Source organism: Rhizobium leguminosarum (assembly GCF_002953715.1).
Lineage (GTDB): Bacteria > Pseudomonadota > Alphaproteobacteria > Rhizobiales > Rhizobiaceae > Rhizobium > Rhizobium leguminosarum_V.
This window is the reverse complement of sequence record NZ_CP025012.1, coordinates 1,795,771-1,819,134: the sequence shown is the minus strand read 5'-3', so window position 1 is coordinate 1,819,134 and position 23,364 is coordinate 1,795,771. Positions and strand designations below refer to the sequence as shown.

Sequence of the window (23,364 nt, the reverse complement as noted above, 5' to 3'; positions counted from 1 at the left end):
CGCCTAATTCGCACGCGTCGTGGCGTCGGTCACCAGTGCGTCGTTTTCCTTGATGTCGCCGGAGACGACCTGGGTGAACTGACCATCGGAGGAACCGACCTGGATGACAACAGGCGCCGGGCGGCCGTTGCGCAGCAGCCAGACGCGGCGCTCAGCGCCCTTCAGCGCCGGACCGGCATTGTTGTTGCGCTGGCGCGGCGGGCCGAAGAGGCCGAAAATACCGCGGCCGCGCCTTTCCGCCTGCGCCGGGGCGTAGCGCAGCGCGGCATTCGGCACCATCAGCGTGTCCTTGACGGCCTCGACGGTGACATCGGCCGTCGCCGTCATGCCGGGGCGCAGCAGCAGATCGGCATTGTCGACGGATAGAACCGCCTTATAGGTCACGACATTGTTGACCACTTCGGAGGCGAAGCGGATCTGCTCGATCTCGGCGGGAAAGGATCGGTCGGGATAGGCGTCGACGGTGAATTTCGCCTTCTGGCCGACGGCGATCTGGCCGACATCGGCCTCGTCGACATCGACCTGCAGCTCCATCTTCTTCAGGTCGCCGGCGATGGTGAAAAGGATCGGCGCCGAAAGCGAGGCTGCGACCGTGGCGCCCGGATTGACGGAGCGGGTGAGGATGACGCCGTCGATCGGCGAGATGATCTTCGCCTTGGCGAGATTGACTTCCGCAAGCTGCAGGTCGGCCTCCGCGGCGAGGACCTCGGCCTCATTGATCTGTTTGGCGGCGACGGCGGAATCATATTTGTAGCTGGCGTCGTCGAGGCTCTGCTGGGTGGAGACATTGCTCCTGACCAGACTTTTCAGCCGCTCGAGCGAGGTGCCTGCCGATTGCATATCGGCATTGGCTTTGACGACGTTCGCCTTGGCCGAATTGAGCTTGGCGCGCGAGCTCTTCACATCGGCCTCGAGCTTGTTGGTATCGAGGAGAGCGAGCACTTCGCCTGATTTGACCGTGCTGTTGTAATCGACGTTGACGTCGCGAACCGTGCCGGAAAGCTCGCTCGATATATCCACCTGCTCGGTCGGCTGCACGGAGCCGGTGGCGGTGACGAGCACTGTCAGGTCGCCGCGTTTTGCCGGCTGGGTGTCATAGCTCAATTCGCTTTGCCCACGGCCCATGTAGAAATAAGCGGCGACTGCGGCAGCGGCGATGAGGATCAGCAGGATGAGCAGGCGTCCGCGCCAGCGGCTGCGCTTGCCCTGCCGTCCCGATGCGGAAAGGACCGCGGCGAGATCGGACGCTGCGCCTGTCTTTGCTCCGGTTTCGCTGCCGCTTACGATTTTGTTCATGTCGTCCTCAATCAGTCAGTGGCCGCTTGCGGCCTCTGCTGCGAAATAATCACAACGCAGATGAACCGGCGATTAGCATTGCCGCCGAACTGGCACGGAATTGCAGATGGGTGAAATGAAATATTGGTAAGGAAAGTCAAGTTTCGGTGCGCCTGTGCATGTCGCGCAAAACCTTCCGCGGTTTTGCGATCACGACATGCGGCAAACCAAAGGCCTAAAGCGCGGCAAGCGATCTCGATCGCGACGCGCTTTGGCGCCCGTCAGGTCGCATCCTCGGCAAACTGGCCCGCGCCGGGCAAGGGATGCAGCCACGGTTCACGCCGCTTGATCCAGACTTCATAGCTAGGCGCAAGGTCGGTCGGTGGAGTGTCCAGGGACCCGAGGCGGAGTTCGGCCTCATCTTCCCTGAGGCAGAAAAGCCTGCTGCCGCAGGTGGGGCAGAAGCTGCGGCCGGCGAAGGTGGCGATCTCGCCGCTGTGGGAAAAAGCCTGGCGCGGCCAGACCGCGAAGAACACGAAGGCGGAGCCGCTCGATTTGCGGCAATCGGCGCAGTGGCAGAGGCCGGTGCGAAGCGGCTCGCCTTCCACCCTGTAGACGACTGCCCCGCAAAGGCAGCTTCCGGTTCGGATCCCCATGGCGCCCGTCAGGCGTCGAGATTAGTGGGCAGGCCCGGCAGGCGCCGCTTTGCCGCCATCAACAGGTCGAGTTCGGTGGCCGACGGGCCGAACTTCTCGTAGAGGCGCTTTGCCTCCTTGTCGTCGAGCCGATATTTCCTGGCAAATTCGCCGATGCTGTAGGGGCGGCCACGCAACACTCTCCGCGCCGGGGTCGCCGTATTCGGTGCGTCGGTCATGGTTTTCTCCTTTTCGTCAGGTACCCTTTAAGCTAGAGCGACCCGTCGATTTGGAAAGAGCCCGCAAGCCGCATTGAGCCTTCCGGCATGGATGGATGCGGTTGTTTTCCTGGAACCTTTTCGTCGACATGCGCATTTTTTGATCGAGGTTGCGGGCCGCGCCAAGCGGACGCGGCGGTGCTGGAGAACATCGGGATTTTTCCGCTTTCTCCCGATGGCCAACGCAATGGCAGGCGAGCTCCCTACCCGCCCGGTTCGCTTCCTTATCCGGTTCTTTTCGAGCGGAGATCACGAAATATTAAAATGCGGAACGCATGCGCCGGAGCGAGGTTTTCCCATTGAGGTCGACGTGGCCTCGTTCAACAACCAAGGAGAACCGAATGGCAAACCAAGGTGGATCCCATGAACAGCACGTCAAGGCTGGGCAGCAGAGTCACAAGAACGACTCGAATGCCCGCAACGCCTCGGCCGGCCGCGACGCGCAGTCCAGCGGAACCCGCGGCGGCAGCCATGAACAGCATGTGAAGGCTGGTCAACAAAGCCACAAGAACAGCCACTAAAGCTGTTCTGATATGAATTAGGCTCGCGCTTCGGCGCGGGCTTTTCTTTGTCGAGTCGCTACAATGGGTCGACCGCCTCCAACCGCCGATCTTTCCTCAATGAATATTCGGGCGCAGACAATTCCAATCGCGAGTGGCCGCCGTCATTCCATCCTGAACCGGGTGTGGCAGGTCGTGCAGGTCTGTAGCATGAGGTGGAACGCGTGTTCCGCCGCCATCGTCGACAATTCGTCCTCGTTGCAGACGTGAGTGCCGAAGGGACCGCCGCCCATCGCCTCTCCGGGCTTCATGCGCATGCTTGCAGTCATCGGCCCTGGGTTCTTCTGCGCGGCGGCATCCAGCGCGACGGCGTAGTCGCGCAAGTCGTTGGCGATGCGGTCGAACCGGTCGCGCTCCTCAAGGATGTTCGGTCCGGCCTTCGACTGCCGACTGTCGGCCTGGGACGCGAAATGTGCAGAGAGAACGCCTCCAGACCTGTCGCGGATGGTGTCGGCCGCCCATTTGAACTCGCTGGCCTTGTAGGTCGTCGAATCCTTGAACATGCCGGAGATCGTTTTTGCCGCTGCGGCCATGGCTTTCATGTCCGCCTGCCGAATGGCCACAACGCCCTCCGCGGCCGAAGACACGGCTGCTAGCATCAGGACCGCCGCCATGAAGGCGAACAGTCTGAATTTGCTGGTGTCAGCTGTTAATCTCATCGACGCCGCCTGGATTGGTGACCATGATGCTGCAACGGATATCCGTCTTTATCTGGGCAGCAAGAGGGCGGATGCGCCCGTCAGGCGGCCATCTTCTCATAGCTCTCGGCGCAATGGCGACAGGCGTCGACGCAGCTCTGCATATCGCCGGCCCGTTTGCAGTCCCTGGCAAAGTGGGCGCGGATTTCGGCGCATTCCCGGCTTCCAATAGACTCAGATCTTTTGGCAACCGGGCGATGAGAAAGCATTAACTGTCGCCGGTTAATCTGCGCCTCTCGCTCGGAGAGGATCGATGAAGAGTGGCTACTCGCTCGCCCAGATAGGACTCCACTGGCTCGTCGCCCTCATGGTGCCGGTGCAATATCTGACCGGCGGTAGCATCGAGAGAACCCATCACGCCGTCCACATGGGTCTCACGCCATCCTATTGGGACGTTGTCCAGCACCAGCTTCACAACTACGCGGGAATGGTGATTGGCCTGCTGATGGGCCTGCGGCTGGTTCTTCGTCTCCTTCAACCGCCCGAAGCCAACAGGCCCGGTTCATGGGCGGGGCGGGCCGCGAAGGCGCTTCACTACGGCTTCTACGTCGCAATCATCGGACAGGCCTGCATGGGGTTCGTCGCGAGCTATCTCTCGTTCGCCATTGCGCCGTATCACGTGATCGGGTCGAGGATTATCCTGGCGATGGTCGCGCTGCACCTCGCCGCAGCCGCCTGGCACACGTTGGTCGCCCGGGACGAAACGGTCGACCGCATGGTGTTATCGCGCCAGAAGCGGTCAGCCGAGAATTTCTAGAGTGGCCAGCGTCAGCGCGACATAGCGGCCGGTCTTGGCGGCGAACACCAGGATCGTGAACGGGATGATGTTCGTGCCACATAAAGGGCTCGAACATTGACGATAGATGAGTTGCAATTGAAATCGAGCTGCTTTGCATGTAGTTCGAGGAGCATGGGCAAGATGTACCGAATCGCAATGAGCAGGCTGCTCGTGATGATACGGCTGGTGATCATCGTATCACTGGCGGGGTACTCGCTGTCGAACGCCAGTGCCGCCATGCATGGCTCCTCGCTCCCGGAAATGGCAGCGGTCGTGTCCGAAACCGATGCTGTGCAGCATCACGATGGCCACGACATGACGAAGATGGCTGTCCATGACCACTCCCAGGGCGAGGCCAGCGGTGACGCGGATGGCGTATCGAAGCCCGTCAAGCAAGAATGCTGCAAGGATTTCTGCGGCGGGCTCGGCATTATCTGTGAGGGCCAGGATGTCGGCGGACCCGTCGTAACCTCGATCCGGCAATTCATCGACGACCGGACGACCCTTGGCGAACTGCCGACCCTCAACCGTCCCCCGAATATCTGAATAGAGACGCACCCGCTTGATCGGGTCTAGTCGGACGCTTGCCTGCTTCTGGGCGAGCGCCCTGTAGGCTATCTCCTATTCGGACATTTCAAAATGAAACCCTCGCTTTTCGTGGTGGGGCTGCCGCTTGTTGCCGGTGGCTGCGCATCCACGCTTCCTCCCGACGTGGTGGCGTTTCCCACCGCGGTCGTTCAGCCGTCCGCGCTTCCGGCGGCATACAGGTCGCCGATCACAGATTACGTCGCCCGCCAGCCGGTCGATCCCAAACCCTGGCGCAGACAGAACGATCTGCAGTCTCCCATGAATGGAGACGGCTCATGATCGGCACCACAAGACTGATCGCGGCGCTGGCATTCCCGCTCGCCTTGAGCGGCTGCGTTACAGGCGCCGACTATTCCCGCAAGGAGGCGGGTTTCACCGCCGTTGCCAACAAAACCGCCACTGTCACGGCGAAAGAAACCGTCTGGATCCAGAACCAGAACCAGGCCCGATCGGCGGCCGCGCAGGTCAAAGGCCTGCTTGCTCGAACGAAGCCTCTCGACGTCGAGACGGCCGTCCAGATCGCGCTGCTCAACAACAAGGGCCTCCAGGCCGCCTATGCCGATCTTGGCGACAGCGCCGCCGACGCCTGGCAGTCAACGATGCTCATCAACCCGACCGTCTCCATCGGCACGACCGGGATCGGAACTCCGGAACTGCAGGCGTTCAAAACGATCGAAGGGATGATCACGACGAACATCCTGGCGCTCGCCACGAAGAACAGGGACATGGCGATCGCCGACACCCGCTTCCGGCAGGCGCAATTGATCGCGGCGGTGAAGACGCTTCAGGTCGCCGCTGACACCCGGCGCGCCTTTATCGGTGCGGTCGCCTCATGGGAGAATGTCGGGCAGCTCCAGCACGCCCAGGCGACTGCCGATGCAGCCTCCGAACTCGCCGAGAAACTCGGCGAGACAGGCGCAATGGCCAAGGGCGCCCAGGCCCGTGAACATGTGTTCGTCGCCGAACTCGCCGGGGAAACGGCGAAGGCCCGCTTGTCCGCCCGTCTTGCCAAGGAGGAGTTGACGCGGCTGACGGGCCTCTGGGGCTCCGATCTGGACTACCAGGTTCCGAACAGCCTGCCGCCGCTCCCCAAATCCGTCGTCAGACGCGATACCATCGAGGCCGAGGCTCTCAGGAACCGCATCGACCTGCAGATCGCCAAGCTCGACCTTGAGGCCACGGCCAGATCCTATGGCCTCACCGAGGCGACACGCTATGTCAGCGACCTCGAAATCCTGACCGGTTTCGAAACGGAACGGGAAATCGAGGACGACGAGAAGAAAACGCGAACCACTGCACAGGTCGAGCTTGAGTTCGCCATCCCGATCTTCGACACCGGCAAGGCCCGGATGCGCAAGTCCGAGCTGGCCTACATGCGGGCGGCGAACCTCTTGGCGGAGAAGGCCGTCAACATCCGCTCTGAAGCACGCTCCGCCTATGAGGCCTACCGCTCGAACTACGATATCGCGCGGCACTACCGCAACAACGTCGTGCCGCTGCGCACCAAGGTCGAGGAGGAATCCCTGCTGACCTACAACGGCATGATCTCGAACACCTTCGAGCTGCTGACAGACACCCGCGACAAGATCAACTCCACCCTGCTTTCCGTCAACGCGAAGCGAGATTTCTGGCTGGCCGAAGCCGATCTGGCGCCTGCGATCTACGGCGGCGGCGGCACGAAGGCGTCGGCAGAGACCGAGGCCACCGCTGCTTCCGAAAGCAGCGGTGGCCTCGGTCATTGAGAAAGGACACACCATGTTCAACAGACGACAACTTTTTGGAGCCAGCGCTGCTCTGCTCACCACAGCCGCCTGGACGAAGACGTCGGCGATGGATCTGCCCGACGCCCCGACCATGGAATCGGCGGACATGCAGCCGCCACTCCACGCTAGCTCCGGTCCGGACTATCAGCCCGTGGTCACCCTCAACGGCTGGACCTTGCCGCACAGGATGAACAACGGCGTCAAGGAATTTCACCTCGTCGCCGAGCCGGTCGAACGCGAGATGGCAGACGGCATGACCGCCTATCTGTGGGGCTACAACGGACAGTCACCGGGACCGACGATCGAGGCTGTCGAGGGGGATCGCGTCCGCATCTTCGTCACCAACAAGCTGCCCGAGCACACGACGATCCACTGGCACGGCATGATCCTGCCGTCGGGCATGGACGGCGTCGGCGGCCTGACGCAGCCGCATATTCCAGTCGGCAAGACCTATGTCTACGAGTTCGACCTCGTGAAATCCGGCACCTTCATGTACCACCCGCATTCCGATGAGATGGTGCAGATGGCCATGGGCATGATGGGTTTCTTCGTGATCCATCCGAAAGATCCCAAGTTCATGCGCGTCGACCGGGACTTCGTCTTCCTGCTCAACGCCTACGACATCGACCCCGGCTCCTACGTGCCGCGGATCATGGAGATGACCGACTTCAACATGTGGTGCTGGAACAGCCGCGTGTTCCCGGACATCAGCCCTCTCGTCGTGTCCAGGAATGACCGAGTGCGCGTCCGGGTCGGCAACCTGACGATGACCAACCATCCGGTCCACATGCATGGCTACGATTTCGAAGTGACCTGCACCGACGGCGGCTGGGTGCGGCCGGAAGCGCGGTGGCCGGAGGTCAGCATCGACATCCCGGTCGGCGCGATGCGTGCCTACGAGTTCGACGCCAAATATCTCGGCGACTGGGCGATCCACTGCCACAAGTCGCACCACACGATGAACGCCATGGGTCACGACATTCCAACTTTCATCGGCGCGGACAAGTCGAAGGTCGCCGAAAAGATCAGGAAGCTGCAGCCGGAATACATGCCCATGGGCACCAAGGGCATGGCCGACATGGGCGAAATGGAAATGCCCATCCCCGAGAACACCGTTCCGATGATGACCGGCTGGGGGCCGCATGGTCCGATCGAAATGGGCGGCATGTTCTCGGTCGTGAAAGTCCGCGAGGGGATCTCGGCAGACGATTACTCAGATCCCGGCTGGTACGAAAACCCGCCCGGAACGCAGGCCTGGGAATGGACCGGAGAACTTCCGGACGCGACCAAGGCCAAAGACGCGAAAACGCAAATCACGCCGAAGCCGACAAACGGCTGAGGTCCAATCTCAACATCGAAAAGGAATGACGAATGAAGAATTATCTCATGGCACTGGCCCTCGCAGCACTCGCCTCGCCAGCACTTGCCTCAGGCAATCATGCCGGTGGCCACGGCGAGAAGATGGCTATCGGAGAACCCGGCGACAAGGCCAAGGCGACACAGACCATCCGCGTCACGATGACGGAAACCGACGACGGAAAGATGCTGTTTACTCCCGCGGTCTTCAACGTCCGCAAGGGGCAGACGGTCAAGATCGCGATCAAGAATGCCGGAACCGTCGACCACGAATTCGTGCTCGATCAGGAAGACAAGATCCTGGAGCACAAGAAGGTCATGGAGAAGTTCCCGGAAATGGAACATGCCGACGCCAACTCCATCCGTCTTCCGGCTGGCCAATCCGGCGAGATCGTCTGGAAGTTCACCACCGACGGCGAGTTCAAGTTCGCCTGCCTGATCCCCGGTCACTACGAAGCCGGCATGCATGGCGACGTCACCGTCGCCGGCAAATAATCTGCAACAAAGGAGCTACACGCATGAAAACTGCAATGATCAAAATCGGCCTCGCCACCCTGCTCTGCGCCAGCGCGGCCTTCGGCGCATTCGCCGAGGAATTCACCAAGGGTGTCGTCAACAAGGTCGACACAAAGGCAAAGAAGGTCACCATCAAGCATGAGGACCTGAAGAACCTCGACATGCCCGCGATGACGATGGTTTTCCGCGTCGAAGACCCGGCTCTGGTCGAAAAACTGAAAGAAGGTGCGAATGTCGAGTTCGTTGCCGAGCGTGTGAATGGCAAGCTGACCGTCACCAATGTAAAATAGCCAACTCCTGCCGCCCGGGTCGATCCGGGCGGCAGGACATCGAGGAGCGCAGACAATGCACGGAAGAAGAAGTTTCATTGCAATGGCGGGCTCTGCCCTGGTGTTCCTGAGCGGAAAGGCCCGTGCCACGGCTCCGGCAGAAATGACTGTCTATAAGGACCCGAATTGCGGCTGTTGCCACGAATGGGCGAAGGCAATGGCAGAGGCAGGTTATTCCGTCGATCTCCACAACACCGACGACCTTGCCGCAGTCAAGGCACGGCTTCGCGTGCCTGCCGAAATGGAAGGATGCCATACCGCTGCCGTCGAGGAATATTACCTCGAGGGACATGTTCCGCTCGAGGCCGTGCAGCGCCTGCTCCGAGAGCGGCCGCCGGTCCGAGGACTGGCCGTGCCGGGGATGCCGTCCGGCTCATTGGGAATGGGTGTCGATCCGGCCGCGGTCTATGACGTCTATGCGATCCCCTCGGGAACCGGCGCGCCATACGTGTTTATGGAGGTTCGTCCCCGGAAGGCCTGACGCCTCGATCAATCAAGCCCGAGCTCGGCGGTTTATCGAAGATCTGGACCTCGGCGCGTCGCCGACAAGGCGAAGTTCACGCATGCGAATTGGGAGCGCCCGACTGGAAGCTGACGAGCGGTTTGTCACAGCCTATTAGGACAGAGGCCGCCGTTCGCGCCTCGAAGTGCAGTTCACACGGTCACTTCAAGGAACAATGTAAGCGCGTAGGCCATCCCACGTATCTTTCGGACTGCTGATCAGCGATTTTCTGCATGAATCATGCGGAGAATCCTATGAGCGATACTGTGAATCACCATCGAACCTTTGAGGTTTTGACGGCTGAGCCCGTGCGACAAAGACGCAAGCCCCGGGAATGGTCGGATGACGAAAAGACGCGGATCGTCGCCGCGGCGCTGCAGCCTGGGGCCAATGTCTCGGCGGTTGCCCGGTCTGAAGGCTTGGATCCCTCGCAGCTTTATGGGTGGCGTCGCAAGGCACTGGCATCGGGAGTTGTTGCGCCGCTGACGGAGGAAACGGGCAAGCAGATCAAGTTCGCGCGCGTTGAAACGGTAAGCAGCGGCTCGGTAGATATTGTCATTGCAGATATGGTGGTGCGCGTCGGCGGCGATTTTGACCCCGATCACCTGGTGAAGGTTCTGCGGGCGGTTCGCAAGGCATGATCGCGTCTGGTGTTGTGGTCTATGTGTCGTGCCAGCCAGTCGACTTCCGCAAGGGGTCCGCGTCTTTGATGGCGCTGGTGCGCGATGGCGGTCTCGATCCCTTCAATGGCGCGCTTTACGTCTTCCGGTCGAAACGGGCAGACAAAATTAAGATCGCGTGGTGGGATGGCAGCGGGGTCTGCCTCTATTTGAAAACCCTGGAAGATCAAGGCTTCTGCTGGCCGGGCATATCGGCGGCACGGATACGTCTTGACCATTCTCAGCTCATGGCGTTGCTGGCCGGAATGGATTGGAAAAAGATCCGCCCGACCAAGGTCAGGCGACCCTTGTTGACGGGCTGACAGCGCCTGCGGCAAGATGAATCATGCCGCTGTAATGGTTGGGAAAACGGCTGTTTTTGTGCTCTACTCATTCCCATGGATTTGCCCCTTCACGACCTGCCGGACGACGTTGACGCGCTGAAAGCGATGGTTCTTGCGCTGGCCCGCGAACAGGCCGCGAAGGAAGCCCGGCTTGTCACCGCGGCAGCCGAGATCGCCCGGTTGGAAGCGGTGGAGAAGAGTGCCAACGAGCGGATTGCCAACCTCACATCGATCCTGAAGGTTCTGCAGCGCACCCAACACGGCACCCGTTCCGAGCGACTGCGCCTTGGCGTCAATGACGAGCAGGTGTCCTTTGCCTTCGAGGAAGTCGAGACCGGCCTTTCGGCAATCCAGAGCGAGCTTGATTACGCGGCCAAAGACAAGCCGAAACGAGCACCACGTCCGCGCAAGGGTTTTGCCGCTCATCTCGAACGCATCGAGGAAGTGATCGAGCCAGAGATCCCGGCCGGCTGCGAGGGGCTGGAAAAGGTCCTGATCGGTGAGGATCGCTCCGAACGATTGGATGTCGTGCCGCCTCAGTTCAGGGTCATCGTGACGCGTCGCCCCAAATATGCCTTCCGGGGCAACGATGGCGTGATCCAGGCTTTGGCACCGGCACACATCATTGAAAGTGGCCTGCCAACAGAACGGCTGCTCGCCTATATCGCCGTCTCCAAATACGCCGACGGCCTTCCGCTTTACCGGCAGGAGGCAATCTATCTACGCGACGGTGTCGAGATCAGCCGATCGTTGATGGCCCAGTGGATGGGGCATCTGGGCTTCGAACTGCAGATATGCGCCGACTACATTCTTGAGCGCGTCAAGGAGGGCGACAGGGTCTTCGCCGACGAGACGACATTGCCTACCCTCGCACCGGGTTCGGGCAAGACGACGAAAGCCTGGCTTTGGGCCTATGCTCGCGATGATAGACCCTTTGGTGGAACCAGTCCGCCGATGGTGGCCTATCGGTTTGAGGATAGTAGGGGCGCAGATTGCGTGGCGCATCATCTCTCCGGGTTCAACGGCATCCTGCAAGTTGACGGATACTCGGCCTATACCAGTCTGGCCAAGACGCGTGCCAAAGCCGGCAGCAATGAAACGATCCAGCTCGCAGGGTGCTGGGCGCATCTTCGCCGCAAGTTTTACGATCTTCACATCAGCGGTGTCTCCAAGGCCGCAACGGACACGATCGTCGCGATGACCGAGTTGTGGGGCATCGAAGATGAGGCCCGCGGTCGGGATGCCGACAGCCGCTCCACGCTGCGTCAGAAGAAGTCGGTGACCATCGTCGCCAACCTCTTCGATCTTTGGGAAAAGGAACTGGGCAAGGTCTCTGGCAAGTCCAAGACCGCCGAAGCTATCCGCTACGCGCTCACCCGGCGCGAAGCACTGGAGCGCTTCCTGACGGACGGCCGGATCGAAATTGACTCCAATATCGTCGAGCGCGCAATCAGGCCCCAAACGATCACGAGGAAGAACAGTCTATTCGCCGGTAGCGAGGGCGGTGGACGGACATGGGCGACGCTGGCCACGCTTCTCCAGACGGCCAAAATGAACAATGTTGACCCGCTCGACTGGCTCTCCCAGACATTGACCCGCATCGCTAAAGGCTGGCCAGTATCCGAGCTCGAGGCGCTTATGCCATGGAACTTCAGGCCTGACGCCATCAGCTAACCGCTTACGAACAATAATAGCCATGGCTAGAAAGCCGCTTTCTCGAAGGTATTCGACCAGTTCGGAAAATGGGATCATGGCGACGGTGAAGAGAGAATCTCTTGATGTCACCAGCAGCGCCCGGTTGGAAATCACCGGAGCCTGCCCCCACTCAAAATTGGAGAAATTGGGCCAGAACAACGGAGTGCGCCGGGCGTATTCCGCATATGGCTCAGCGAAGAGGTGAGACAAATATACAGCCTCCCGCTTCGCCGTATATCTGAACACAAGATAGGCGAGCAGCGTGAAAATTGCGGTGATAAGCAGACTTCCAAACACCAGGCAGACGCCGCTGATCATGCAGAGCGAAAAGAGATAAAGAGGGTTGCGCGTGATCGAATAGGGTCCCTGAGTCACAAGCGCGGAATTCTTTCGACCTCCAATATAGATGGTCGACCAGATTCGTCCGATTATGCCAAAAGCGATCAACAATGTTCCCAACTGAGCGAGCAGTGTGAGAAAAAGGCTTTCAGGTCCGAAGCCCGGATGCGCGATAAGCTGGAAGGTGACAAAGGCAACGGTCAGCACCCAAAAGGCCCAAATTCGCCGCTTCTGCTTGAAGGGGCGGTCAGAGGAAGTCGTATAAGCCATCATTATTTCCGATCTCTATAAAGTCTTCGAAACGCTCTGCAGGCATGCCTGCAGAGCGAGGTTGAATTCGGGGGCCGAGGCAACAATCAGCTATCCGCAATCCCTCTGTTTGCGGGGATGCTTTTCCTGAGCGCGCCACTTCTTGACGAGTTGGCGGCGGTTTCCCGGATAGTGATCGTCCAGGAAACTGACGGTCATGACGTGGTCAGCTTGGAAGATGCGAAAGTCGCCCTGCAGTTCGCACCAAGCCGCGATAAATCGCTGTGAATCAATGAATCCCAGCATGATTGGCCATATGTTTCTTTCGGACACAGCCCCGCTTTGATCTGCGTGCGTGATGCGGATCTTTCGCTGCTCGCGCATCGCTCGCCTGACCTGCGCCAGATCAAGCACCGATGAACCTTTTTCAGAACGACCAACAAAGAACGTGTTGTCGTCCAAGCCCCGTCGCAGGTCGGGGGGAAGCACACCGCCGATTTTTGCGAGCGCGTTTTGAACAGCGTGCGCCAAAGCATCGTCTGTGTGCCGACTAACCCACTGCGCGCCAGCGACAAGCGCCTGGATCTCTTCTTCCGTGAAAGACAGAGGCGGCAAAAGGAAGCCCGGCTGCAGTATGTAGCCGACCCCGGGCTCTCCATCGATATCCGCGCCCATGGCCTGCAGCGTCACGATGTCACGACGGATGGTCCGCAGCGAAACGCCGAGCTCGCGCGCAAGCGTCAAGCCGGCCACCGTTCCGCGGTGACGACGAAGAACTTGCATCAGGTCAAATAATCGATGGCTTCGTGACACGCTCACTCCATCACGACGAGGGCTTTTCCGGCGAGCTTCCGTCCGGACTCAAGAGCCGTGATGAGTGGAATCGCTTCGCCGAGGGGCACGATCTCGGCGATCGGAAGGCGAAGATTTTCGTCCATGGCGGCACGAGCGATTCTATCGAGGATCTCGGACCTCGGTGTGCACACCACAACCTTCAGTTTTCGGTTGAATATCGACCGAATGAATTTTCCCGGCGTGGGATTGAGGTCGACGAACCGGCCATTCTGACGCAAGAGCCCAAGCCCCACGGCGTCCGTCATCGTCGCAGCCGTGTCGTAGACCACATCGAAACGCTCGCGAACCGTCGACAAATCAGTTGTCCGATAGTCGAACACGGTTTGAACGCCGAGGGCCCGCGCCCGTTCCGCCGCCACCGCGCTGCAACTGCCCGAGACCTTTGCGCCCAGAATCTGCGCGATCTGCACAGCCGCTTCGCCCACCGCACCGGTACAGCCATTGATGAAGACGTGCTCGCCGGCAGTCAGCTTCGCTTTGTCGACCAGCCCGTTCCAAGCAGTGGCTCCAGGCGTCCCGAGACAAGCCGCCTCCTCAAACGAAACGGTGTCGGGCTTCTTGGCCAAGAAGCTGTCCTTAGTGACGACAGCCTCTCCCAGGGCGCCGCTCTCCTTGAACCGGGCAAGACCGAACACGGCATCGCCGGTCTTGAAACGCGTCACCCCTTCACCGACCGAAATGACCGTCCCGGAAATATCCATCCCCATTGCACGAGGAAAAGCCCTTCCCGTAACGATCTTCATCCGTCCCGCCCGCAGCTTCCAATCGATGGGATTGATCGCTGCGAACTTGATCTTGACCGCCACTTGTCCTTTACCCGGCGAAGCCAGTTCGAACTCCTCGAGCCGCATCAGATCGGGGCCGCCGTACTGGTGATATTGAATGCGTTTCATGGTGGGCCATTCTTCCTGTTTTGCTGAAGGCACGATTGTGACAGTGGCAGCCGCCGCGAGCCCGGGCAGCGCCAGCGGCTCGATGACTAGGCGACCTCCCTGCCCGCGTTTGACGGGGATGCTTGGGGATCGCATGGACATCCGCGGAGGCAATTTCCGGCGTCGCCGCGAAGTCTGATGACCATGGCTTTCCTGAATTCCGTCACGTCGATGCAGGTTAGACCACCACGGTGCCAGAATCTGGCACCATCGTTGGTGTGACGTCGTCCGCTTGGAGATCTAGCGGCCGAGCAGCGATCTCCGGGAGGGATTGCCGCGACCGGTCACTGCAATCCACACCCATCAGGAGCGGCTGTTCATGCGCTCGAACAGGGCTTCACCCATCCGGCGTGTGTCGGCGGAGATGCCGACGAGGATCTCATCCTTATCCGCTTCAAGCTGCGCCAGCGCATCGGCAGCGAACTCTTCCGAGGAGACCATCATGCGGCTTGCTGTGCCTTCGCTGCGCGTACCACCGCCCAGACTGGTATCGACGATCGGTGGCGCGACCTCGATCACCCGAATTGCTGTGGATTTCAACTGATGGCGCAGGCTGAGCGTAAAGGAGTGGATCGCGGCCTTCGTGGCGCAATAGACCGGCACATCGGCCATCGGCGAAAAAGCGAGGCCCGAGCTGACGTTGATGATGAACGCATGTTCTTGCTGCCGCAAGGCAGCGAGCAGTTCAGCGATCAGATGGATCGGCGCCGTAAGATTGATCGCCACTTCTTGATCGAGAGTGTCGATCGCCGGATCGGTATTGAAATCGCGCCGATGCTGAACGCCGGCGTTGTTGACGACGACGTTGAGTGCCGGATGCTCCGCCTTCAGCCATTCGACCATAGAATGGCGACTCTCGCCGTTGGCAACGTCGCAAATGCGCGTGATCAGCGCAGGCACGTCCTCCTGTGCCTTGCGGAGCGCGGCTTCGCTTCTGCCGCAAATGATGACGTTATTGCCCTTTTCGGAAAGGCGCCGCGCGAGCGCAAAACCGATGCCGGTTGCGCCGCCAGTAATGAGAATTGTGTTTCCTGTGAGCTTCAAGGTCGTCCATCCTTCCAACAGTTGAGAAGGTGCGCCGACGATGACGTGGTTATCAGCGGACACACCTTTGCGACCGGCAAGCCGGTCTCGGGTGTCGCGGATACCCTTGGAGGGAGAATTGCCGTCCCTTGAGACGGCGACCGGGCTACCATCCGGTCAGCACTCTTTCGACAGGCCGTTCGTAGCAGAATGCCGATCATACCGCAATCAGTCGCCATGTTCCCTCCCACCGGGTTACGCCGCTCGTTGACGTGAGCTGATGACGGATGTGCGTTTCAGCCACCTTTCCAGCAGAGCGCCGTAAGAGCAAAAGGCTGCGTCGCAGGCCGAACCTCCACCCGTGACCTGCATTGATGATTCACGCTCATAAGTTCATGCGATTTGCGGCGCCTAATCATGGTTGGGTACGCGCTCTATATTCAGAACATGAGATCGGGAAGCGGTACCACGACTGTAGCCAAACTGAGCGGAGAGCGACGATGAACTGGTCGGATGACGAGCTTAGCAAAATCGATCAGGCCAACGATCTGAAAATCGCACCGTTTCGCGAAGATGGCGCCACCTATGGCACCCCGACCTGGATCTGGGAGGTCGTTGTCGATGGCGGGCTCTATGTACGCGGCTACCATGGTCAGAAGTCCCGATGGTATCAGGCGGCGGTCCACCAGAAGGCCGGACAGATCATTGCCGCCGGGATGACGCGCACGGTCGCCTTCGAGCCTGTGGACGGCGCGATCAACGATCGCATCGACGACGCCTACCGCGCCAAATACCGCAAGAGCCAGTATCTACCGCCAATGGTCAGCGCCCGAGCACGCGCGGCAACTGTTCGGATCACACCGCGCGAAGAAACTGCCTGACGGCGGTCGGATCCGCATGGCGTCATCGCTAGCCACCCAAACCAACTCGAGCAAGGAGACGCAAGATGATCAAGCGCACACTCGGCCAGGGCCTGGAGGTCTCCGCTTTGTCACTGGGCGCCATGGGCTATGGCAAGGCCCGCGAGCTTCCCGACCGGGCCGAGATGATCGACCTGCTTCGCACCGCTGTCGAACACGGCATGGATTTCTTCGACACCGCTGAAGTCTACGGCCCCTGGACGAACGAGGAGATGGTGGGCGAGGCGCTTGCTCCGGTTCGCGACAAGGTCAAGATCGCCACGAAATTCGGCTGGGACATCGATCAGGAGACGGGCGAGCACCGCGGTGGCGTCAATAGCAAGCCGGCGCAGATCCGCCGCGCCATCGAGGGCAGCCTAAAGCGCCTGCGCACCGATCACATCGACCTCTATTATCAGCACCGGGTCGATCCAGACGTGCCCATGGAAGATGTGGCCGGGACGGTCAGGGAGCTGATCACCGAGGGCAAGGTGCGGTGGTTCGGTCTGTCCGAGGCCGGTGCCCGATCGATACGCCGTGCGCATGCGGTACAGCCGGTGGCCGCGTTGCAAAGCGAATATTCCTTGTGGACCCGCGAGCCGGAGGCCGAAATCATTCCGACGCTCGAGGAACTCGGCATCGGGCTCGTATCTTTCAGCCCTCTCGGCAAGGGATTTCTGACCGGCAAGATCGACCTCAACACCACATTCGACAGTTCCGATATCCGAGCGGGAATCCCCCGCTTCTCCGAGGAAGCGCGTCTTGCCAACCTGAAGCTGGTCGAGTTGACCGGCAAGATCGGCGAGAAGCATGGTGCGACGCCGGCGCAGGTCGCGCTAGCCTGGCTGCTGGCGCAGAAGCCCTGGATTGTTCCGCTGTTCGGCACCCGCAAGCTCGAACGGTTCGAGGAGAATATTGGGGCGCTGAACGTCACCTTGGACAAGGCCGATCTCGATGAGATCGAGCAGACCAACATCGTCATTCAGGGAGCTCGTTATCCCGAAGAAATGCTGCGTCGATCCGGTCTCTAGCGGCACATTCTGCGGCAGCAATACCACAGCAACCTGCTTCGAAGCTGACGACGGGCGCATTGCGGCTTTCGTCGTTGCGCCGTTGCAGGCCCATTCCAGGCGATGCCGGAACAACCGAGTTGGAAGGATATCATCATGAAACGAATTTTGGCCGCCACGGCAATCTCGCTCACGATGGGCGAGCCTGTCATGGCCCAGGAAGGAAGTGGAGGCGGAGCCATGCCGGCAAGTGCTTCATCATTGTCGGTCAGCGATATCCAGTCCGTATCGCCGGCTCTTGGCCGATACGCTGAAGAGGACGTGCTCGGAAACCTGTGGCAGCGGCCGCAACTGTCACGTCGCGATCGCAGCATCGTCACTCTGGCCGTGCTAATCGCCCGAAACCAGGCAATCGATCTGAAGCACTACGTCGACGTCGCTCTCGATAGCGGGGTGACCTCGACGGAGGTCTCCGAGATCATCACGCATCTGGCTTTCTACTCGGGCTGGTCGAACGCGATGTCGGCAGTCGCCGCGACCAAGGACGTCTTCAAAGACCGGGGCATCACGGCCGACCAGTTGCCTGCGGCCTCTCCGCAACTGCTGCCGCTCAACGAGGAAGCCGAGCGCCAACGCGCCACCGGCGTCGAAAAGAATGTCGGTCCGATCTCTCCGGGGCTTGTGCAGTTCACGACCGACCCGCTGTTCCTCGATCTCTGGCAACGGCCGGGCCTTGCACCGCGAGACCGCAGCCTCGTGACGGTCAGTTCGCTGATCGCATCGGGCCAGAGCGCTCAGATCACCTATCACCTCAACCGCGCCATGGATAACGGCCTGACCGCCGACGAAGCCGGCGAGGTCCTTGCCCATACGGCCTTCTACGCCGGCTGGCCGAACACCTTTTCTGCATCGTCGGTTGTCGGAGAGGTGCTGCGCAGCCGGGCGAAGTGAAGCACCAGCCTGCAGCAACAAAGGGGTCCGGCGTGCTTGCTGCTTCAGGGTTGATTGCTACATTTCATAGGCAGGCGTTTATGATGGGCGTCGGTCTATGAGGAGGAATCATCATTGGAGCGACAGAATATCAACGACCTGATGGTGTTCCTGGTGGTTGCGAGGGAGCGTAGTTTCACCAAAGCCGCCGCCAAGTTCGGCGTCTCGCAGTCGGCGCTGAGCCATACGCTCCGTCAGCTCGAGCAGCGGCTGGGCGTGCGGCTGCTGACAAGGACGACGCGCAGCGTCTCACCGACCGAGGCAGGCGAACGGATGCTGCAGAGCATCGGTCCGCTTTTTGACGAGATCGGATCTGCGCTCGATGGGCTCAACATTCTTCGGGACCAGCCGGCTGGAACCGTCCGGCTGACCGCCGGCGACTACCAGATCCAGTGCTACATATGGCCGAAGCTTCGAACCTTTCTCCAACAATATCCCGACATCAGGCTCGAACTGGACGTGAACTACGGTCTGCAGGACATCGTCAGCGAAGGCTACGACGCGGGCGTGCGCTTCGGCGAACAGATCGCCAAAGACATGATCTCGGTGAGGATCGGGCCGGATGTTCGCTTCGCGGTCGTCGCCGCAGAATCCTATTTTGCCTCACGCGATATTCCAAGACATCCGAAGGACCTCATGCAGCACAGGTGCATCAATCTGCGCCTGCCCACCTATGGCGGTCTTTATGCCTGGGAGTTCGAAGAGAACGGCCGCGAGATCAGGGTTCGGGTGGACGGACAGCTGGTCTTCAACACGATCTACAACGTTCTTGAGGCGGCTCTCGACGGCTTCGGCTTTGCCTATGTCCCCGAAGATATCGCCAAGCTCCATCTCGGAACCGGTCGCCTCCACCGGTTTCTGGAAGATTTTTCGCCCTATTGGGAGGGCTTCCATCTCTACTACCCAAGCCGACGCCAGTCTTCGCCCGCCTTTTCCCTTCTCGTGAACGCGTTGCGTTATTCAACGTGAGCGGCTGCGACGACAGAGTGGCGAGCCGCTTTCTTGCACCGTTGCGCGGCTCCTGCGGGAAATAAAGCGCAAAGGGATCCGCTTCAGACGACGAAACGCTTCGGCAATTCGGTGGCAAGCGCATCGATCGCCAGTCGCGACCGCAACGGCAGATATTGGGTGGTTGGCCAGACGGCGTAGCATTCCATCGCCGCCCTCGGCCGATCGGTCCAGAGTTCGACCAATTCGCCTGCCTGCACGCGGTCATGGATCAGCCAGTAGGGAAGCCAAGCCAGGCCCATGCCGTCGACGGCGGCATCGGCGATCACTTCGAGATCGTCAAAGCGCAGTCTTGACGTGACCGACAGGTCGATGAGAGCACCGGTCGCATCGGGAAGCTGCCAAATCAGGCCATGATCGTTGCGCCAGAATACCAGCGTGTCATGTTCTGACAGATCCGACAGAGAACGCGGCTCCCCTCGTGCGGCAAGATAGGCTGGAGAGGCGCATAGCGCCTTGCGTGGGCTGGCCAGTCGCCGCGCGTGGAGCGCGGTTCCGTTGCCTAGAACGCCATTGCGCACCGCCAGGTCGAAGCCGTCGGCGATCAAATCGATCCGGCGGTCACTGAAGCTGAGTTCGAGTTCAAGCTTTTCGTGCTGGCGCGCATAGGCACGCAGGATGGGCGCGGCGCAGTAGCGCCCAAACAAGACGGGCAGCGACACGCGCAACCTGCCGACGACCTCGCGCCGGCCGGATTCCAGGAGAGATTCGCCCGCGCGCAATTCCTCGATCGCACGCACACAGCGCTCGTAATATTGCTGACCATCCTCGGTCAGGCTCTGCGTCCGCGTGGTCCTGTGAAACAACCGGACGCCCAGGCGCTCCTCGAGACGCGCGATGGCCTTACCGACCGCGGAGCGCGTCAACGACAATCGCTCGGCAGCTTTGGCAAAGCCGCCCGTCTCGACCGCCTCGACAAAGACTTGCACTCCATCAAACCTGTCTCTCACCAAGCGGATCCTCGCGAAGAGCGGCCCTTCGATTGGAGAACCTCAGGAACCAAAGAAGAGAAAAACGATTTCTAATCGTCAACTGTATTCTACGATATAAGGCCGGCCAAGCAAACGGTATTTCGTGGCAACCGCGACCTAAGCAAGCCGGACATATGGCAAAACATCGCCCGCCGTTCGCGCGCTATCTCATCAACGGAAGGACGGCAATTGCTGGTATCCATCGTCTATGACAGCGGCTACGGCCATACCGCGCGTGTCGCCGAGGCGGTTGCCGAAGGCGTACGGGAAGTGGAAGGAATCGAGGCGAAACTGGTCGCCGTCGCGGATGGCGCGATGGACTGGTACGCGCTGGAACGCAGCGACGCCATTATCTTCGGGTCGCCGACCTATAACGGCCTCATCAGCGCCAAGCTCAAGCAGTTCTTCGAGGACTCCACCAAAGCGGCCTGGTCGGAGCTGAAGTGGCGCAACAAGATCGCTGCCGGTTTCACCAACTCCGGAGCCCAGCACGGCGACAAGCTGAACTCGCTCGTATCGATGGCGCTGTTTGCCGCGCAACACGGCATGATCTGGGTCGGTCTCGATCTGATGCCGGGCAACAGCAGCAGCACAGGCAGCACAGACGACCTCAACCGGCTCGGGAGCTGGCTTGGCGTCATGACCCAATCGAACATTGATCAGGCGCCGGATGTCACGCCTGCCGGGAGCGACCTTAAGACCGCGGGCTATCTCGGTCATCGCGTCGCCGAGACCGTGCGCCGGTTTCAACCCGCCTGATCCATCTTTTCCAACCAAGGAATCCTGCCATGAAACTGCTTTGCCTCGATATTCCCCAACCCGACGCCAGCCTGGAAAAGTACCAGCCGCATATGTCGGATGAAGCCCGACACGCCTGGCAGATGTACAAGGGCGGCATCATCCGCGACATCTATTTCCGCCAGGATCGTCCGGGTGTCGCCATCATCGCCGAATGCGAATCGGTCGAAGCCGCCAAGCAGGCCCTGAGCGAATTCCCGCTGGCCAAGGCCGGGCTTCTCGACTGGGAGGTCATCCCGCTTGGCCCCTTCCTCAACTGGGAAGCGCTGTTTGCGCCCGGCAACGCCTGAGAATCCTTGTCCGCGATACAACGGAACACTTTGCGCCCGATCGCGAATTCGGCGGGCGCAGCAGAGCCTACGAGCGTATGTTGAAGAGCGATATGAACTCCGCATCGTCGTCGACATGGCCTCGCTCAATTCCTGAGGAGCCAAGACAATGGCAAATAACATCAAGCCTATCCTTTGCGTGGTCACCAGCCATCCGATCAGAGGCGACACCGGCGAGCCGACCGGCTTTGCGATGGTCGAACTCACGCATCCGCTCGACGTTTTCCGCGCGGCCGGCATCCCGACCGAGATCGCCTCGATCCGGGGCGGCCATCCGCCGATCGACTTCTTCGACCTCACCGATCCGGTCAACGCTCGCTTCTGGAAGGACCGCGAGTTCCGCGATGCGCTCGCCCACTCGCTCATCCTCGACGAACTCGATCCCTCCCGCTACTCCGCAGTCTTCTTCGCCGGCGGCCACGGCACGATGTGGGATTTTGCCGACAGCCCGGCTGTGCAACGCGTCATCCGCGATATCTACGAAACCGGCGGCATCGTCTCGGCGGTCTGCCACGGCCCCGCTGCATTGGTGAACGCAACGCTCTCGGACGGCAGCCATTTGGTCGCGGGCAAGAAGCTCGCCGCCTTCACGGACGAGGAAGAGGCGGAGGTCAAGTACACCGAGGTCGTGCCCTATCTGCTGGCGACGACCCTCAAGGAGCGAGGCGCGCTGCATCAGCCGGCGCCGAACTGGACGGAGAAGGTGGTGGTTGATGGCCGTCTGATCACAGGCCAGAACCCGGCTTCTGCACACGGCGTCGGCCAGGCGATCGTCGATCAACTCACCCAGAAGTCCTGACCGAAGGAATTCACCAATGAAGATCATCGCAATCGAAGAGCATGTCCTGCCCGATGAGGTGAAGCATGGGTGGGACACGATACCCGGCGCCGACGACGGAACGCTTGGGCTCAATCCGGGTCTGCTCGGCGAACGGCTGGCGGATCTTGGAGAGCAGCGGCTGGCTCTGATGGACGAGACCGGCGTCGATGTGCAGGTTCTCTCGTTGACGACTCCGGGTCTCAACAATCTCGGCCGTCACGGCGTCGATCTTGCTCGTCGCGCCAATGACATTCTGGCCGGCGCTGTTTCAGCTCACCCATCCCGCTTCCAGGCGATGGCGGCTCTCTCCTTTGCGCAACCGGACGAGGCGGCGCGAGAGCTGCGGCGAGCCGTCGAGGAACTCGGCTGCAAAGGTGCCGTTCTGTTCGGCCGGGTCGGCGACAAGAATCTCGATCATATGATCTTCGAGCCGACATTCGCCAGCGCAGCGGAGCTCAATGTCCCACTTCTGATTCACCCGCAGATCCCGCAGACGAGCATTCGCGACACCTATTATGCGGGCTTCGACGCCCCCATCGATCTCGCCCTGTCCACGTTTGCCCTCGGATGGCATTTCGAGGCAGGCATCCAGTTCGTGCGTCTGATCCTGGGCGGCGTCTTTGACCGTCACCCGAACCTCCAGGTCATCCTCGGGCACTGGGGTGAGCTGGTGCTGTTTTATCTCGAGCGGCTCGTCATGCTGGATCGGGTGTCCAAACTCCAGCGGCCATTCCTCGACTATGTCCGCAACAATCTCTATCTGACGGCCAGCGGCATGTTCAGCCCCGCCTATTTGCGGCAGGCGATCGATGCGGTCGGCGTGGACCGCATCCTGTTCTCGACAGACTACCCATACCAGTATCGCCCCGGAGGCGATGCGCGGCGATTTGTCGAAGATCTGGAGCTCGATGCGGCCAAAAAGGCAAAGTTCGCGCATGCGAACTGGGAGCGCCTCACCGCAGGCCGCTTGCTCGCCTGATCTCGGCAGGAACCTCCCGTTCGTGAGGCAGAGTCATAAGGTCTTGCAATTTGGAGCCGGTAATCCTTTCCGATGCGTGACCCATTTACTCACGTGAGCGATCCACTGCTTCGCGCCTGAGCACGAGTCCCAGCATCGACTATACCGGCTGACGGACTGCTGAAGGCGCGGAGCCGCGAGTCAAGA

Annotated in this window: 28 protein-coding genes and 2 pseudogenes; 20 read left to right on the top strand and 10 right to left on the bottom strand. The window is 60.5% G+C overall.

The window, feature by feature from the left end:
* Positions 1-3: 3 nt before the first annotated feature.
* The 3 genes from CUJ84_RS09340 to CUJ84_RS09330 form a co-directional block, all read right to left on the bottom strand.
* A complete protein-coding gene (locus CUJ84_RS09340; RefSeq protein WP_105005968.1) occupies positions 4-1,296 on the bottom strand; it encodes an efflux RND transporter periplasmic adaptor subunit in 1,293 nt (430 codons plus the stop codon).
* Positions 1,297-1,556: 260 nt separating this feature from the next.
* The gene (locus CUJ84_RS09335) at positions 1,557-1,931 is read right to left on the bottom strand and encodes a GFA family protein (protein WP_105005967.1); all 375 of its coding nucleotides are present in this window, start codon (positions 1,929-1,931) and stop codon (positions 1,557-1,559) included.
* 8 nt (positions 1,932-1,939) lie between these two features.
* Positions 1,940-2,149 carry a hypothetical protein gene (locus CUJ84_RS09330; protein ID WP_105005966.1) on the bottom strand — a complete coding sequence of 70 codons (210 nt, stop codon included), beginning with the start codon at positions 2,147-2,149 and terminating at the stop codon, positions 1,940-1,942.
* 380 nt (positions 2,150-2,529) lie between these two features.
* Here CUJ84_RS09330 and CUJ84_RS09325 point away from each other — a divergent pair, with 380 nt between their 5' ends.
* On the top strand, positions 2,530-2,709 hold the full coding sequence (locus tag CUJ84_RS09325; protein WP_105005965.1) for a hypothetical protein: 180 nt from the start codon (positions 2,530-2,532) through the stop codon (positions 2,707-2,709).
* Positions 2,710-2,852: 143 nt separating this feature from the next.
* Here the strand turns inward: CUJ84_RS09325 and CUJ84_RS09320 are convergent, their stop codons facing one another.
* Together CUJ84_RS09320 and CUJ84_RS38680 are read right to left on the bottom strand one after the other, a co-directional pair.
* On the bottom strand, positions 2,853-3,407 hold the full coding sequence (locus CUJ84_RS09320) for a cytochrome c (protein WP_105005964.1): 555 nt from the start codon (positions 3,405-3,407) through the stop codon (positions 2,853-2,855).
* An 80-nt stretch (positions 3,408-3,487) separates the two neighbouring features.
* Positions 3,488-3,604: pseudogene (locus CUJ84_RS38680) on the bottom strand (four-helix bundle copper-binding protein); the annotation flags it as partial.
* 95 nt (positions 3,605-3,699) lie between these two features.
* Here CUJ84_RS38680 and CUJ84_RS09310 point away from each other — a divergent pair.
* From CUJ84_RS09310 to tnpC, 11 genes are all read left to right on the top strand, one after another.
* On the top strand, positions 3,700-4,203 hold the full coding sequence (locus CUJ84_RS09310; protein WP_105005963.1) for a cytochrome b: 504 nt from the start codon (positions 3,700-3,702) through the stop codon (positions 4,201-4,203).
* A 153-nt stretch (positions 4,204-4,356) separates the two neighbouring features.
* Positions 4,357-4,770 carry a hypothetical protein gene (locus CUJ84_RS09305; RefSeq protein WP_199788797.1) on the top strand — a complete coding sequence of 138 codons (414 nt, stop codon included), beginning with the start codon at positions 4,357-4,359 and terminating at the stop codon, positions 4,768-4,770.
* Between the two features lie 93 nt (positions 4,771-4,863).
* A complete protein-coding gene (locus CUJ84_RS09300; RefSeq protein WP_105005962.1) occupies positions 4,864-5,091 on the top strand; it encodes a hypothetical protein in 228 nt (75 codons plus the stop codon).
* Positions 5,088-6,554, top strand: a complete 1,467-nt coding sequence (locus CUJ84_RS09295) for a TolC family protein (RefSeq protein WP_105005961.1) — start codon at positions 5,088-5,090, stop codon at positions 6,552-6,554. Before CUJ84_RS09300 ends, CUJ84_RS09295 begins: the two co-directional genes overlap by 4 nt.
* Positions 6,555-6,567: 13 nt before the next feature.
* On the top strand, positions 6,568-7,914 hold the full coding sequence (locus tag CUJ84_RS09290) for a multicopper oxidase family protein (protein ID WP_105005960.1): 1,347 nt from the start codon (positions 6,568-6,570) through the stop codon (positions 7,912-7,914).
* A gap of 32 nt (positions 7,915-7,946) precedes the next feature.
* Positions 7,947-8,426: a cupredoxin domain-containing protein gene (locus tag CUJ84_RS09285; RefSeq protein ID WP_105005959.1), complete on the top strand. Its 480-nt coding sequence runs from the start codon at positions 7,947-7,949 to the stop codon at positions 8,424-8,426.
* 23 nt (positions 8,427-8,449) lie between these two features.
* Entirely contained in the window at positions 8,450-8,737 is a 288-nt protein-coding gene (locus CUJ84_RS09280) for a copper-binding protein (protein ID WP_105005958.1), read from the top strand.
* 55 nt (positions 8,738-8,792) lie between these two features.
* The gene (locus CUJ84_RS09275; RefSeq protein ID WP_105005957.1) at positions 8,793-9,257 is read left to right on the top strand and encodes a DUF411 domain-containing protein; all 465 of its coding nucleotides are present in this window, start codon (positions 8,793-8,795) and stop codon (positions 9,255-9,257) included.
* Positions 9,258-9,511: 254 nt separating this feature from the next.
* A complete protein-coding gene (locus CUJ84_RS09270) occupies positions 9,512-9,919 on the top strand; it encodes a transposase (protein WP_245457544.1) in 408 nt (135 codons plus the stop codon).
* A complete protein-coding gene (gene tnpB, locus CUJ84_RS09265; RefSeq protein WP_105005955.1) occupies positions 9,916-10,260 on the top strand; it encodes an IS66 family insertion sequence element accessory protein TnpB in 345 nt (114 codons plus the stop codon). The genes CUJ84_RS09270 and tnpB overlap by 4 nt, the downstream gene beginning before the upstream one ends.
* 75 nt (positions 10,261-10,335) lie before the next feature.
* Positions 10,336-11,955 carry an IS66 family transposase gene (tnpC, locus tag CUJ84_RS09260; RefSeq protein WP_105005954.1) on the top strand — a complete coding sequence of 540 codons (1,620 nt, stop codon included), beginning with the start codon at positions 10,336-10,338 and terminating at the stop codon, positions 11,953-11,955.
* A gap of 273 nt (positions 11,956-12,228) precedes the next feature.
* Here the strand turns inward: tnpC and CUJ84_RS38675 are convergent.
* The 4 genes and pseudogenes from CUJ84_RS38675 to CUJ84_RS09240 form a co-directional block, all read right to left on the bottom strand.
* Positions 12,229-12,585, bottom strand: a pseudogene (locus CUJ84_RS38675) (methyltransferase family protein); the annotation flags it as partial.
* A gap of 90 nt (positions 12,586-12,675) precedes the next feature.
* Positions 12,676-13,383, bottom strand: a complete 708-nt coding sequence (locus CUJ84_RS09250; RefSeq protein ID WP_105005953.1) for a helix-turn-helix transcriptional regulator — start codon at positions 13,381-13,383, stop codon at positions 12,676-12,678.
* Positions 13,380-14,312: an NAD(P)-dependent alcohol dehydrogenase gene (locus CUJ84_RS09245; protein WP_105008134.1), complete on the bottom strand. Its 933-nt coding sequence runs from the start codon at positions 14,310-14,312 to the stop codon at positions 13,380-13,382. Before CUJ84_RS09245 ends, CUJ84_RS09250 begins: the two co-directional genes overlap by 4 nt.
* A gap of 342 nt (positions 14,313-14,654) precedes the next feature.
* Entirely contained in the window at positions 14,655-15,395 is a 741-nt protein-coding gene (locus tag CUJ84_RS09240) for an SDR family oxidoreductase (RefSeq protein ID WP_105005952.1), read from the bottom strand.
* A gap of 479 nt (positions 15,396-15,874) precedes the next feature.
* On the opposite strand from CUJ84_RS09240, the gene CUJ84_RS09235 reads away from it, so the two are divergent.
* The 4 genes from CUJ84_RS09235 to CUJ84_RS09220 all read left to right on the top strand — a co-directional run bounded on the left by CUJ84_RS09235 (position 15,875) and on the right by CUJ84_RS09220 (position 19,242).
* The gene (locus CUJ84_RS09235; protein ID WP_105005951.1) at positions 15,875-16,255 is read left to right on the top strand and encodes a DUF2255 family protein; all 381 of its coding nucleotides are present in this window, start codon (positions 15,875-15,877) and stop codon (positions 16,253-16,255) included.
* Positions 16,256-16,320: 65 nt separating this feature from the next.
* On the top strand, positions 16,321-17,304 hold the full coding sequence (locus CUJ84_RS09230; protein WP_105005950.1) for an aldo/keto reductase: 984 nt from the start codon (positions 16,321-16,323) through the stop codon (positions 17,302-17,304).
* Positions 17,305-17,439: 135 nt separating this feature from the next.
* Positions 17,440-18,234, top strand: coding sequence for a carboxymuconolactone decarboxylase family protein (locus tag CUJ84_RS09225; protein ID WP_105005949.1), 795 nt, complete (start codon positions 17,440-17,442; stop codon positions 18,232-18,234).
* Positions 18,235-18,348: 114 nt separating this feature from the next.
* Positions 18,349-19,242: a LysR family transcriptional regulator gene (locus CUJ84_RS09220; protein WP_105005948.1), complete on the top strand. Its 894-nt coding sequence runs from the start codon at positions 18,349-18,351 to the stop codon at positions 19,240-19,242.
* An 83-nt stretch (positions 19,243-19,325) separates the two neighbouring features.
* Here the strand turns inward: CUJ84_RS09220 and CUJ84_RS09215 are convergent, their stop codons facing one another.
* On the bottom strand, positions 19,326-20,231 hold the full coding sequence (locus CUJ84_RS09215; protein WP_105008133.1) for a LysR family transcriptional regulator: 906 nt from the start codon (positions 20,229-20,231) through the stop codon (positions 19,326-19,328).
* Positions 20,232-20,441: 210 nt separating this feature from the next.
* Between CUJ84_RS09215 and CUJ84_RS09210 the strand changes: the two genes are divergently transcribed.
* From CUJ84_RS09210 to CUJ84_RS09195, 4 genes are all read left to right on the top strand, one after another.
* Positions 20,442-21,011 carry a flavodoxin family protein gene (locus CUJ84_RS09210; RefSeq protein ID WP_105005947.1) on the top strand — a complete coding sequence of 190 codons (570 nt, stop codon included), beginning with the start codon at positions 20,442-20,444 and terminating at the stop codon, positions 21,009-21,011.
* A gap of 29 nt (positions 21,012-21,040) precedes the next feature.
* Positions 21,041-21,340 (top strand): superoxide dismutase, encoded by a 300-nt coding sequence (locus CUJ84_RS09205; protein WP_105005946.1) that lies wholly within the window; start codon positions 21,041-21,043, stop codon positions 21,338-21,340.
* A 148-nt stretch (positions 21,341-21,488) separates the two neighbouring features.
* Complete coding sequence (locus tag CUJ84_RS09200; RefSeq protein WP_029875230.1) at positions 21,489-22,178, top strand: type 1 glutamine amidotransferase domain-containing protein; 690 nt, start codon at positions 21,489-21,491, stop codon at positions 22,176-22,178.
* A gap of 16 nt (positions 22,179-22,194) precedes the next feature.
* A complete protein-coding gene (locus CUJ84_RS09195) occupies positions 22,195-23,178 on the top strand; it encodes an amidohydrolase family protein (protein ID WP_105005945.1) in 984 nt (327 codons plus the stop codon).
* Positions 23,179-23,364 lie beyond the last annotated feature (186 nt).